This window comes from Microbacterium sp. LMC-P-041 (assembly GCF_030209555.1).
Taxonomy (GTDB): Bacteria; Actinomycetota; Actinomycetes; order Actinomycetales; family Microbacteriaceae; genus Microbacterium.
In genome coordinates, this window is the sequence record NZ_JARVRV010000002.1 from 288,143 (window position 1) to 299,910 (window position 11,768).

At 65.7% G+C, this 11,768-nt stretch carries 13 protein-coding genes; 7 read left to right on the forward strand and 6 right to left on the reverse strand.

The genetic code is table 11. The features are described 5' to 3' along the window. The gene (locus QRN21_RS05285) at positions 1–987 is read right to left on the reverse strand and encodes a PHP domain-containing protein (RefSeq protein WP_285363344.1); all 987 of its coding nucleotides are present in this window, start codon (positions 985–987) and stop codon (positions 1–3) included. An 8-nt stretch (positions 988–995) separates the two neighbouring features. After that, the gene (gene trpD / locus QRN21_RS05290) at positions 996–2,060 is read right to left on the reverse strand and encodes an anthranilate phosphoribosyltransferase (RefSeq protein WP_053096699.1); all 1,065 of its coding nucleotides are present in this window, start codon (positions 2,058–2,060) and stop codon (positions 996–998) included. Between the two features lie 189 nt (positions 2,061–2,249). Between trpD and ctaE the strand changes: the two genes are divergently transcribed. The 7 genes from ctaE (at position 2,250) to QRN21_RS05325 (ending at position 8,167) form a co-directional block, all read left to right on the forward strand. Next, positions 2,250–2,906, forward strand: coding sequence for an aa3-type cytochrome oxidase subunit III (ctaE, locus tag QRN21_RS05295; RefSeq protein WP_053096700.1), 657 nt, complete (start codon positions 2,250–2,252; stop codon positions 2,904–2,906). A 20-nt stretch (positions 2,907–2,926) separates the two neighbouring features. Continuing rightward, positions 2,927–3,730 carry a cytochrome bc1 complex diheme cytochrome c subunit gene (qcrC, locus tag QRN21_RS05300; RefSeq protein WP_053096702.1) on the forward strand — a complete coding sequence of 268 codons (804 nt, stop codon included), beginning with the start codon at positions 2,927–2,929 and terminating at the stop codon, positions 3,728–3,730. Positions 3,731–3,766: 36 nt separating this feature from the next. Further along, a complete protein-coding gene (gene qcrA, locus QRN21_RS05305) occupies positions 3,767–4,843 on the forward strand; it encodes a cytochrome bc1 complex Rieske iron-sulfur subunit (protein ID WP_042538395.1) in 1,077 nt (358 codons plus the stop codon). Next, the gene (gene qcrB / locus QRN21_RS05310; RefSeq protein WP_053096706.1) at positions 4,840–6,654 is read left to right on the forward strand and encodes a cytochrome bc1 complex cytochrome b subunit; all 1,815 of its coding nucleotides are present in this window, start codon (positions 4,840–4,842) and stop codon (positions 6,652–6,654) included. Before qcrA ends, qcrB begins: the two co-directional genes overlap by 4 nt. A gap of 94 nt (positions 6,655–6,748) precedes the next feature. Next, complete coding sequence (locus QRN21_RS05315) at positions 6,749–7,162, forward strand: RidA family protein (RefSeq protein ID WP_053096708.1); 414 nt, start codon at positions 6,749–6,751, stop codon at positions 7,160–7,162. Further along, the gene (locus tag QRN21_RS05320) at positions 7,159–7,662 is read left to right on the forward strand and encodes a GNAT family N-acetyltransferase (protein ID WP_285363345.1); all 504 of its coding nucleotides are present in this window, start codon (positions 7,159–7,161) and stop codon (positions 7,660–7,662) included. The genes QRN21_RS05315 and QRN21_RS05320 overlap by 4 nt, the downstream gene beginning before the upstream one ends. 85 nt (positions 7,663–7,747) lie before the next feature. Beyond that, positions 7,748–8,167 carry a rhodanese-like domain-containing protein gene (locus tag QRN21_RS05325; protein WP_285363346.1) on the forward strand — a complete coding sequence of 140 codons (420 nt, stop codon included), beginning with the start codon at positions 7,748–7,750 and terminating at the stop codon, positions 8,165–8,167. A gap of 58 nt (positions 8,168–8,225) precedes the next feature. Here QRN21_RS05325 and QRN21_RS05330 read toward each other — a convergent pair whose 3' ends face one another. The 4 genes from QRN21_RS05330 to erpA all read right to left on the reverse strand — a co-directional run bounded on the left by QRN21_RS05330 (position 8,226) and on the right by erpA (position 11,762). Beyond that, entirely contained in the window at positions 8,226–8,660 is a 435-nt protein-coding gene (locus tag QRN21_RS05330; protein WP_053096714.1) for a cytochrome c oxidase subunit 4, read from the reverse strand. Positions 8,661–8,663: 3 nt separating this feature from the next. Continuing rightward, positions 8,664–10,397 (reverse strand): aa3-type cytochrome oxidase subunit I, encoded by a 1,734-nt coding sequence (ctaD, locus tag QRN21_RS05335; protein ID WP_053096716.1) that lies wholly within the window; start codon positions 10,395–10,397, stop codon positions 8,664–8,666. 3 nt (positions 10,398–10,400) lie between these two features. After that, a complete protein-coding gene (ctaC, locus tag QRN21_RS05340) occupies positions 10,401–11,300 on the reverse strand; it encodes an aa3-type cytochrome oxidase subunit II (RefSeq protein WP_053096718.1) in 900 nt (299 codons plus the stop codon). Positions 11,301–11,396: 96 nt separating this feature from the next. Continuing rightward, a complete protein-coding gene (gene erpA / locus QRN21_RS05345; protein ID WP_053096720.1) occupies positions 11,397–11,762 on the reverse strand; it encodes an iron-sulfur cluster insertion protein ErpA in 366 nt (121 codons plus the stop codon). Positions 11,763–11,768 lie beyond the last annotated feature (6 nt).

Consider the following 11,768-nt stretch of genomic DNA (forward strand, 5'->3'; position numbering starts at 1 on the left):
TCAGCTCGCCCAGGCCAGCAGTCGGTCGAGACCCCAGGTCGTGATGATGCGGGAGGCAGGCACCCCCGCCTTCTCGGCACGCTCGGCACCGTGATCGAGGAGCGAGAGCTGACCCGGTGCGTGCGCATCCGAGTCGATCGAGAAGAGGCAGCCGGCCTCGAGGGCGATCGCGATCAGATCGTCGGGCGGGTCCTGACGCTCCGGCCGGGAGTTGATCTCGACCGCGACGCCGTTCTCGGCGCATGCGGAGAAGACGGCACGGGCATCGAACTGCGATTCCGGACGAGTGCCTCGGTCCCCCTGCACCAGCCGTCCGGTGCAATGCCCGAGCACGTTCACGCGCGGGTGGCTCACGGCGGCGATCATCCGTGCGGTCATGGGCCGGGCGTCCATCCGCAGCTTCGAATGGACGGATGCGACCACGATGTCGAGCTCCCCGAGGAGGGCGTCCTCCTGATCCAGCGCGCCGTCTTCGAGGATGTCGACCTCGATCCCCGCCAGCAGCGTGAACCCGTCACCCGATTCCGCCCTCACGAGCGGCATCTGCTCGCGCAGCCGCTCCGCGGAGAGTCCGCGGGCGACCCGCAGACGCGGGGAATGATCTGTGATCGCCTGATACTCGTGACCGAGAGCCCGCGCCGCTGACGCCATCACGCCGATAGGCGTGGTTCCGTCCGACCAGTCGGTGTGCGCGTGCAGGTCCCCTCGGAGCTTCGCTCTCAGGGCCGACACGCGCTCGGGCTCCACGTCGCCTCGGAGCTCCACGAGATAGTCGGGAACCTCTCCGCTCTGCGCCTGTCGGATGACTCCGAAGGTCGATTCGCCGATCCCTTTCGCCGCGCGCAGCCTCGTCGGATCCGAGCGCACGTCCTCCGGCAGCTGCTGCAGGGTCGCAGCTGCCTGACGGAAGGCCTTCGCCCGGTACCGCGACGCGCGTTCCCGCTCCAGCAGCGAGGCGATCTCGAGCAGGGCGGCGATCGGGTCCATCACATCTCCTACGCGGATGCCAGCTCGCGGCTGACGCCGATCCATTCGTCGAGCTTCGCTATGGCGCGACCGTCGTCGACCGCCGCGGCTGCCCGCTCGTAGCCCTCGCGGAGACGCTCGAGGATCGGTCGCTGTACCTGAGTCGCGTCCTGGGACAGCTCGAAGGCGACGATCCCGGCCGCCGCGTTGAGGAGCACGATGTCTCGCACCGCGCCCGTCTCCCCCTCGAGCGTCCGGCGCAGCACCGCCGCGTTGTGGTCGGGCGTTCCGCCGATCAGATCCGCGAGGTCCGCGATCGGGATCCCGAGATCTCGAGGATCGAGATCGTGCTCGTGGATGTCACCGCGCGTGACCTCCCAGATGCGGCTGTGCCCCGTGGTCGTCAGCTCGTCGAGGCCGTCGTCTCCGCGGAACACCAGGGCCGTGGCGCCCCGCGTCCGGAACACTCCCGTGATGAGGGGGACGCGCTCGAGCTGCGCCACCCCGACGGCGTTCGCCTCGGCCCGAGCCGGGTTGCAGAGGGGGCCGAGCATGTTGAAGACGGTGGGGACGCCGAGTTCGGCACGGACGGCGCCCGCGTGCTTGAACCCGGGGTGGAAGGCGCCCGCCCAGGCGAACGTGATGCCCGTGCGGTCGAGGATCGACGACACCGCCGCGGGATCGAGGGTGAGCTCCAGCCCGAGCGCGCTCAGCACGTCGGATGAGCCGGAGGCGGAGCTGGCTGCGCGGTTGCCGTGCTTGACCACCGGGATGCCGGTCGCCCCGATGATGACCGCCGCGGTGGTCGACACGTTGACCGTGCCGACACGGTCACCGCCGGTGCCGACGATGTCGAGGACGTCGGGCGACACGGGCAGCGGGACCGCCGCCTCGAGGATCGCATCACGGAATCCGACGATCTCATCGATCGTCTCTCCCTTGGCGCGGAGGGCGACGAGGAAACCGGCGAGCTGCGCCTGTGTGACGTCGCCGCGCATGATCTGACGCATCGCCCACGTCGATTCCCAGACGCTGAGGTCGCGACGCTCCAGAAGAGTGGTGAGCACGTCGGACCAGGTCAGGGAATCAGCCATGTGTGCGATCCTATCGGCGCAGGGAAAACGTGCAGACTCTTGCGGAACGGGCGCCGGACGTCGATCATCCCTCGTTTCCCGCGTATTCACCGAGGATTCGCAGCGTTTTCTTAGGGTCCCCTAAGTCGTTCGTGGGCGAAACGAGGGCCTCCGGTGCGAGAATCACGCCCGGAGATCGGCCATAATGGAATGGTGACGACCTCAGCGACGTATGCCCCGGCGGCAAGAACGATCAAGCGCCCCAACCCGGTAGCTGTCGGCACCATTGTGTGGCTCGGCAGCGAGGTGATGTTCTTCGCGGGACTCTTCGCGATCTACTTCACGCTCCGCAGCACCTCCCCCGAGCTCTGGGCCGACCGCACCGAACTGCTGAACGTCCCGTTCGCGTTCGTGAACACGGCGATCCTCGTGCTCTCCTCGTTCACGTGCCAGATGGGCGTGTTCGCGGCCGAGGACCTGCAGCCGTACCGCATCGCCAAGGGACAGAAGAACGGCGCCGGCCGCCGTCGCCTGTTCGGCTGGGGCATGGTCGAGTGGTTCTTCCTCACCTTCGCCCTCGGCGCGATCTTCGTCTCCGGGCAGGTCTGGGAGTACGCGCAGCTCGTCGCAGAAGGCATGCCGATCAGCGCTGACTCCTACGCATCCGCGTTCTACCTGACGACCGGCTTCCACGCCCTGCACGTCACCGGCGGTCTGATCGCCTTCCTCCTCGTCATCGGCCGTGCGTACGCCGTCAAGAATTTCCGGCACAAGGAGGCGACCTCCTCGATCGTGGTGTCCTACTACTGGCACTTCGTCGACGTCGTCTGGATCGTGCTGTTCGTCGTCATTTACTTCCTGAAATAAGAGCGGAGCTGATCCCCGAGATGGCACGAGAGAAGAAGCGCCGTTCGAATGGCCGTCGCAGTCCCCTGGCTGCGGCAGCCCTCATCGGAGCAGGCCTCATGATCACCGGCGCCGTGTACGCCGGAACGTCCGCAGCCTTCGCTGCGACCGACACCCAGACCACCGCGGCGAGCACGCTCACCGTCGAGGACGGCGAGAAGCTGTTCACGGCCAACTGCGCCACCTGCCACGGTCTCGATCTGCAGGGCACGGCGAACGGACCGAGCCTCTACGGCGTCGGCGAGCTCGCGGTCGAGTTCCAGATGTCGACCGGCCGCATGCCGCTGCAGATGCAGGGGCCCCAGGCGCCGCAGAAGGAGCCGCAGTTCACCGAGGAGCAGATCCTCGCGATCTCCTCCTTCGTGCAGGAGTCGGCTCCCGGCCCCACCTTCCCCGAGGACCACATCCTCGACGGTGAAGGCGACGTCGCCAACGGCGCGGAGCTGTTCCGCGTCAACTGCGCGATGTGCCACAACGTGGCGGCCGCCGGAGGAGCACTCACCGAGGGCAAGTACGCCCCCGCACTGACCGAGACCAGCGCGCTGCACATGTACGCGGCCATGGTCACCGGCCCCCAGAACATGCCCGTCTTCGGCGACATGAACCTGTCGGACGAAGACAAGCGCGACATCATCTCGGCTCTGCTCTACCAGCAGCAGTCCGTGCAGATCGGCGGTTTCTCGCTCGGTTCGCTCGGTCCCGTCTCCGAGGGCCTGTTCGTCTGGATCTTCGGCATCGGCGCGCTCGTCGCCATCACCGTGTGGATCACGGCGAAGTCCAACTGACGCTTATTCATCGAAGAGGAACGTACGAGGAGCACCATGGCACACGACGACGACTCGCAGGCTCTTGACAGGGCCTACCAGCCCTCTCCGGGGCTGGGTGTCGCAGTCAGCGATCCCGTGCAGAACCCGGGGCTGCCGCCGCACCGCGCGCGGATGACCGACAAGGACCCGCGCGCTGAGAAGGCTGCAGAGCGCACGGTCTACACGCTGTTCTATCTCTCGCTGGCAGGAAGCATCTGGGCGGTCGCCGCCTACATGCTCTTCCCCATCGAGAGCGGCGCGCTCATCGACATCCGTCAGAACAACCTCTTCATCGGTCTGGGCATCGCACTCGCGCTGCTCTCGATCGGCATCGGCGCGATCCACTGGTCCAAGGCGCTGATGAGCGACAAGGAGCACATCGAGCACCGTCACCCCACCCGGGGCAAGGACTCGACGCGAGAGGCCGTCGTCGAGGCATTCGCCACGGCCAACGAGGAGTCCGGTTTCGGACGACGCACGATGATCCGCAACTCGCTGTTCGCGGCGATCGTGGCCTCGATCATCCCCGGTGTCACGCTCTTCCGCGGTCTCGCTCCGCACAGCACACCCGACGACCCCACCGCGGGCGATCCGGTCACGCTGCTGAAGCACACCATGTGGGAGAAGGGCCAGCGTCTCGTGCGCGACCCCGACGGCACCCCGATCCGCGCAGCGGATGTGACCCTCGGATCCGCATTCCACGTGATCCCCGAGGATCTCGCAGAGCTCAGCCACCACGACGGCTACCTCGAGGAGAAGGCCAAGGCCATCGTGCTGATGATGCGCCTGCGCCCCGAGCAGCTCATCGAGGCCGAAGACCGCAAGGACTGGTCGTACGACGGCATCGTCGCGTACTCGAAGGTCTGCACGCACGTCGGATGCCCGGTGGCACTCTACGAGCAGCAGACGCACCACCTCCTCTGCCCCTGCCACCAGTCGCAGTTCGACGTCACGGATCACGCCAAGGTCATCTTCGGACCTGCCGCGCGTCCGCTGCCGCAGCTGCCCATCACCGTCGACGACGAGGGCTACCTCGTCGCACGCAGTGACTTCACCGAGCCCGTCGGCCCGAGCTTCTGGGAGCGCCATTGAGCACCGCAACGCTGTCCAAAGAGGACAAGGACAACAAGGCGCCTCTCGGCGGCCGATTCGTCGGCGCCGCGTCGAACTACATCGATGAGCGCACCAGCATCTCCGGCTTCGTCAAGGAGCTCGGCCGCAAGATCTTCCCCGACCACTGGTCGTTCATGCTCGGCGAGATCGCGCTGTGGAGCTTCGTGGTCGTGTTCCTGTCCGGAACCTTCCTGACGTTCTTCTTCCAGGCCTCCATGGTCGAGACGCACTACACGGGCGCCTATGCTCCGATGCGCGGCATCGAGATGTCGGCGGCACTCGAGTCGTCGCTGCACATCTCGTTCGACCTCCGCGGTGGTCTCCTGGTTCGCCAGATCCACCACTGGGCCGCACTCGTCTTCGTCGCGGGAATCGGCGTGCACATGCTGCGCGTGTTCTTCACCGGCGCGTTCCGCAAGCCCCGCGAGCTCAACTGGGTGATCGGCTTCGTGCTGTTCGTCCTGGCGATGGCCGAGGGCTTCACCGGATACTCGCTTCCCGACGACCTGCTCTCGGGCAACGGCCTCCGCATCATCGACGGCATGATCAAGGGCATCCCCCTGATCGGCACCTGGACCTCGTTCCTCCTCTTCGGCGGCGAGTTCCCGGGTACGGACATCGTCGGACGCCTGTACACGCTGCACATCCTGCTGCTGCCGTTGCTGGTGATCGGCCTCATCGCCGTGCACCTCATGCTGATGATCGTCAACAAGCACACGCAGTTCGCCGGCCCCGGCCGCACGAACGACAACGTCGTGGGCTACCCGATGATGCCGGTGTACATGTCGAAGATGGGCGGCTACCTGTTCATCGTCTTCGGCACGATCGTGCTGATCGCGACGTTCTTCCAGATCAACCCGATCTGGAACTACGGCCCGTACGACCCCTCCCCCGTTTCCGCCGGTACTCAGCCTGACTGGTACATCGGATTCGCGGACGGCGCCCTGCGTCTCGCTCCGTCCAACCTCGACGTGGTCTTCCTCGATCGCACCTGGTCGTTCGGAATCCTGCTGCCGCTGGTCGTCCTCGGGCTCTTCATCGTGCTCGTCGCGATCTACCCCTTCATCGAGGCGTGGATCACGGGAGACAAGCGCGAGCACCACATCGCTCAGCGCCCGCGCAACGCGGCGACCCGCACCGCGATCGGCGTCGCCGGCGTGATCTTCTACGCCGTCCTGTGGGCTGCAGCATCCTCCGACCTCATCGCGACGCACTTCATGCTGACCATGGAGGGCGTGATCCACGCGCTCCAGGCGCTGCTGTTCGTCGGACCGGTCCTCGGCTACTTCATCGCCAAGCGGATCGCCCTCGCGCTGCAGAAGAAGGACCGCGAGATCGTGCTGCACGGTTTCGAGTCCGGCCGCATCGTCCGCCTTCCCGGCGGCGAGTTCATCGAGGTGCACCAGCCGGTCGACACGTACGACCGCTGGAAGCTCATCGATGTGGACAACTACGAGCCTCTGGTCGTGCGTCCGAACGCGAAGGGACGAATCTCGTGGACGGAGAACCTCCGTTCTTCCATCTCACGGTGGTTCTTCGAGGACCGGCTCGCGCCGCTCACGCAGGCGGAGATCGAAGCTGCGGACGCTCACCAGCACCACGTCACGGCTCAGAACGATGAGACCGAGGCGGCGGAGATCCAGGGCGCCCATGAGCGCGCCGGCGTCCCCGACGCTCCGATCACAGTCAGCGAGACGCACGTCGACGAGACGGCGAACACTCCCAGCACGGTCATCGCGACCGAGCCGGTGAAGAAGCCTCGCAAGAAGAAGTCCGAGGACGACGAGTAACATCGCCGCTCCCCCACAAGAAGGCCCTGTCCGTTTCGGACAGGGCCTTCTTCATGTCCGGGAGGCTCTCAAGTGAACGTGGAAGGATCGTGCCATGAGCTCCGCAGTCCAACTCATCCGATCCGCCGATCTCGCTGCCGCCCCCTATGCCTACGCCGCCACTGCTCCGGCGGGCTCCCGACTCATCTTCCTCGCGGGCGCCTGCCCGCTCGAGGACGACGGAACCACCACGGCCCCCGGCGACTACGCCGCGCAAGCGTCACGTTGCCTGGAGACCCTCGATCTCGCGCTGCGCGCCAGTGGCGCCACGATCGCCGACGTCATCAGCACGCGGGTCCTCGTGGCGTCGTCGTCTCAGGCTGATCTGGTCACGGCATGGAACGTCGTTCACGAGGCTTTCGCGGAGCACGACGTACCGAGCACCCTCATGGGCGTCACCGTGCTGGGGTACGACGACCAGCTGGTGGAGATCGAAGCGGTCGCTGCGATCGCGGAGACGAACCGATGAGCGCTGCGATCAGGCCCGCCACGTCCGAGGATGCGGAGCTCCTGACCGCCATCGAGGCCCAGGCTGACGCTCTCCTGATCGACAGTCTGGGGGCGCCAGTATGGCCTCCCGCTGCGAACGGTGCCGAACGCCTCGCCGAGCCGGGATTCGTTCTCGTTCTGGAAGAGTCAGAGGGCTCCTCCCCTGTGGGTTTCGTCCATGTCCTGGACTCCGACGGTCATGCGCACCTCGAACAGCTGTCTGTCCTCCCCACCGTGGGACGACAGGGATTCGGACGCCGCCTTGTGAGCGCTGCACTCGATGAGGCGCGGGATCGCGGCTACACGCGCATGACCTTGCGGACCTATGCCGAGATCCCGTGGAACGCGCCCTTCTACGCGTCGTGCGGGTTCCTCGAGAGCATCCCCGAGACGCCGTTCCAGCGCGGCCTGGTGGAGACCGAGGCCTCCCTCGGCCTCGACCGATACGGACGCCGCGTCCAGATGACAGTGGAGCTCTGAGCCTGCACTCCACATTGGCGGATTCCAGTGCGCCGCCGTCCGGATGATGACGGCGGGACCTCGCGCCGTTGCCTAGGCTGAGCGCATGATCGATCGCGCTGACTACTACGCCGCCAAGCTCGCCTACGAGACCGATGCGAGCGATGTGTATCCCGCTCTTCGCTCCGAAGACGACATCGTCATCATCGATGTCCGCTCAGAGGAAGCGTGGGCGCAGGGACGCGTCGCTGGAGCGACACAGATGCACTACAGCGAGATCGCGAGCCGCGCTCCTGCCGAGATCCCCCTCGACGCCGCCGTCGTCGTCTACTGCTGGAGCCCGGGGTGCAACGCCGGCGCGAAGGGCGCTCTGGAGTTCGCGAAGCTCGGCTACGCCGTTCGCGAGATGATCGGCGGGTTCGAGTATTGGGTCAGGGAGGGCTATCCCGTGGAGGAGGCCGACGGCGTCCACCGTCGCCCTGTCGACCCGCTGACGGGCATCGCCCGTGTCCGCAGCCGCGCGTAGCGACAGGACATGCAGAAAGCCCCTGGGATGGAGATCCCAGGGGCTTTCTGCATGCAGATCAGCGGGCGAAGTTCCCGCGGTAGTACTCGTAGACCCAGCCGACGATCGCGACGACGAAGATCGCCAGGCCGATCGGAAGCAGGAAGTGTCCGACGGCCAGTCCCACGACGAAGACGGCAGCGGAACCCGCGAGGACGATCGGCCACCAGGACCAGGGGCTGAACTCGCCGAGCTCGGGGTCTCCGTCGTCGATGTCGCTCGTGAGGATGTCCTCAGGCAATTCGCCGTTCTGAGCCTTGTGCGTGCGGTCGAGGTAGAACGCGATCATCGCGCCCATGAACGCGGCGAAGAACAGCGCCACGGTGCCGACCCATTCGATCCGCGCGGCGAAGTTGTCCGACGGCGTGGCGAGGATGTGCCAGCCGGTGTAGACGACGCCGACCAGGGCGAAGAAGGCGGTCAGGACCCACCAGAGGATGACATTGTCGCGCATGGCTCAGTGGCCCTCTCGCTCGCCGGGCGCAGCGGGCGTGAACTCCGCAGCCTCGGGATGGTTCAGGTCGAACGCGGGACGCTCACTGCGGATACGCGGGATCGACGTGAAGTTGTGACGCGGCGGCGGGCAGGACGTCGCCCACTCGAGCGAAGCGCCGTAGCCCCACGGGTCGTTCACCGTGACCTTCGGAGCCTTGCGAGCCGTGATCCACACGTTCAGGAAGAAGGGCAGCATCGAGGCACCGAGGATGATCGCGCCGATCGTCGAGACCTGGTTGCCCCACGTCCATCCGTCTTCCGGCGAGTAGTCGGCGTAGCGACGCACCATGCCGTCGACGCCCAGCCAGTGCTGGATGAGGAACGTCATGTGGAAGCCGATGAACAGCATCCAGAAGTGCACGTAGCCCAGGCGCTCGTTGAGCATGCGTCCGGTCCACTTCGGCCACCAGAAGTAGAACCCGGCGAACATGGCGAACACGACGGTGCCGAAGACGACGTAGTGGAAGTGCGCGACCACGAAGTACGAGTCGGACAGGTGGAAGTCCAGCGGCGGAGCCGCGAGGATGACACCGGTCAGGCCACCGAAGACGAACGACACGAGGAAGCCCAGTGCGAACACCATCGGGGTCTCGAAGGTCACCGATCCACGCCACAGCGTGCCGATCCAGTTGAAGATCTTCACACCCGTCGGCACTGCGATGAGCATCGTCATGAGGGCGAAGAACGGCAGCAGCACAGAGCCGGTCACGTACATGTGGTGAGCCCAGACGGCGACGGACAGTGCGGCGATCGCGATCGTCGCGTACACGAGCGTCTTGTATCCGAAGATCGGCTTGCGGCTGAAGACCGGGAAGATCTCGGAGACGATGCCGAAGAACGGCAGAGCGATGATGTAGACCTCAGGGTGACCGAAGAACCAGAACAGGTGCTGCCAGAGCAGGACACCGCCGTTGGCCGGGTCGTAGATGTGAGCGCCGAGCACGCGGTCCGCACCTGCGGCGAAGATCGCGGCGGCGAGCACCGGGAAGGCCATCAGGATGAGGAGGCTCGTGATGAGCGTGTTCCACGAGAAGATCGGCATGCGCCACATCGTCATACCCGGTGCGCGCATCGTGATCACCGTGGTGATGAAGTTCACGGCGCCGAGGATGGTTCCGAAGCCCGAGATGCCGAGACCCAGCATCCAGAGGTTTCCACCGGCACCCGGAGAGAAGGACGCACTGGCGAGCGGCTGATAGGCGAACCATCCGAACGAGGCCGCACCCTGCGGGGTGAGGAAGCCGGCGACGGCGATCGTCGAGCCGAAGAGGAACAGCCAGAACGCGAACGCGTTCAGACGCGGGAAGGCGACGTCCGGGGCGCCGAGCTGCAGCGGCAGGATCGCGTTGGCGAAGCCGGCGAACAGCGGTGTCGCGAACATCAGCAGCATGATCGTGCCGTGCATCGTGAAGAGCTGGTTGTACTGCTCCTTGGTCGGGATGATCTGCATTCCCGGAGCGAAGAGCTCAGCACGGATGACGAGTGCCATCACGCCGCCGAGGAGGAAGAACAGCACCGAGGCGATGAGGTACATGTACCCGATCGTCTTGTGGTCGGTGGAGGTGATCCACTTGACGACGATGTTGCCCTTCTGCTCGACACGCGACGAGCTCATGAGAGCAGCCTGACGTGCGGGCAGGGTGGTGGGTCGAGAGCGAGGGGCCTCGTCGGTGCGGGGGGCTTCAGTGGTCGACATGGCTTACTCCTCTCCTTCCTCGGAGGTCGGGGCGGTGGTCCCCGGGTAGTTCGACAGACGGTCGTACGCGTCCGTGATGTCTCCCGTGTTGCCTTCCTCCTCGAGAGTCTGGAGGTAGGCGTCGTACTCGTCCTGCTCGACGACCTTGACGTTGAAGAGCATCATCGAGTGGTACTCGCCGCAGAGCTCGGCGCACTTGCCGGCGTACTCGCCGACTCGGGTCGGGATGAAGGACCAGGAGTTGTCCTTCCCGATGTACATGTCCTTCTTGTACAGGAAGTCGATGATCCAGAACGAGTGGATGACATCGCGGGACTGCAGGTTGATCGTGACCTTCTGGTCGACCGGCAGCACCAGCGTCGGGAGCTGCGCCTGATCGATGGTGCCGTCCGCGTCCGGCTGGGCCTGGATTCCCATCGTCCAGACGGCGTCGGAGTTGTCCTCTTCTTCACCGTCGTACTGGAAGTCCCACGCCCACTGCTTGGCGATGGCCGTGATCTCGACGTCGGGTTCGTCCCACTTCGTCTCGATCGCCGACTGGTCACGCGCGGTGAAGAAGAACATGCCCAGCACGAGGATCAGCGGTACGACCGTGTAGAAGATCTCGATCGGCATGTTGTACCGCATCTGCACGGGCAGTCCGGTCTGACCCTTCCGGCGACGGTAGGCGATCGCGGCCCAGGCCATCAGGCCCCAGGTGATCACGCCGACGGCGAGGAGGACGATCCAGGAGTTGACCCAGAGCGACGAGACGCGCTCGGTCTGGTTGGTGGCCGCAGGCTCACCCTCCACGAAGCCCGGGAGGTAACCGTTCAGCTCAGTGGCAGTACATCCCGCCAGGGCCACGGCTGCCGCTACTCCCAGGGGGAGAGCGGCCCAACGAAGGCGGCGTTTCGAGGGCACGATGCACCTTTCAGATTGCGGACAGGGCACACCCAAGTCTAGGGCAACCTCACACCTGATTCATGCCAACCACGCAGGTTGGCGGAGGGGTTCGGATCAGTGGAAGCTGTCTCCGCAGGCGCAGCTGCCTGCGGCGTTGGGGTTGTCGATCGTGAAGCCCTGCTCCGAGATCGTGTCCTTGAAGTCGATGGAGGCGCCGTCGAGGTACGGGACGCTCATGTTGTCGATGATGACCTCGACGCCGTCGAAGTCGACGGTCTCGTCGCCCTCGAGGAATCGCTCGTCGAAGTACAGCTGGTAGATCAGGCCGGAGCATCCGCCGGGCTGAACGGCTACGCGCAGACGCAGGTCATCGCGGCCCTCCTGCTCGAGAAGGTTCTTGACCTTCGTGGCCGCGGCATCGGTCAGCTTCACGCCGTGCGCCTGGGTGGTCTCTGCCGAAGTCAGTGTGGTGTCGCTCATGTCGCT

Coding starts and splice junctions, on each gene's coding strand:
- QRN21_RS05285 (WP_285363344.1), bottom strand. CDS start 987: ATGGACCCGATCGCCGCCCTGCTCGAGATCGCCTCGCTGCTGGAGCGG.
- trpD (WP_053096699.1), bottom strand. CDS start 2,060: ATGGCTGATTCCCTGACCTGGTCCGACGTGCTCACCACTCTTCTGGAG.
- ctaE (WP_053096700.1), top strand. CDS start 2,250: ATGGTGACGACCTCAGCGACGTATGCCCCGGCGGCAAGAACGATCAAG.
- qcrC (WP_053096702.1), top strand. CDS start 2,927: ATGGCACGAGAGAAGAAGCGCCGTTCGAATGGCCGTCGCAGTCCCCTG.
- qcrA (WP_042538395.1), top strand. CDS start 3,767: ATGGCACACGACGACGACTCGCAGGCTCTTGACAGGGCCTACCAGCCC.
- QRN21_RS05315 (WP_053096708.1), top strand. CDS start 6,749: ATGAGCTCCGCAGTCCAACTCATCCGATCCGCCGATCTCGCTGCCGCC.
- QRN21_RS05320 (WP_285363345.1), top strand. CDS start 7,159: ATGAGCGCTGCGATCAGGCCCGCCACGTCCGAGGATGCGGAGCTCCTG.
- QRN21_RS05325 (WP_285363346.1), top strand. CDS start 7,748: ATGATCGATCGCGCTGACTACTACGCCGCCAAGCTCGCCTACGAGACC.
- QRN21_RS05330 (WP_053096714.1), bottom strand. CDS start 8,660: ATGCGCGACAATGTCATCCTCTGGTGGGTCCTGACCGCCTTCTTCGCC.
- ctaD (WP_053096716.1), bottom strand. CDS start 10,397: ATGTCGACCACTGAAGCCCCCCGCACCGACGAGGCCCCTCGCTCTCGA.
- erpA (WP_053096720.1), bottom strand. CDS start 11,762: ATGAGCGACACCACACTGACTTCGGCAGAGACCACCCAGGCGCACGGC.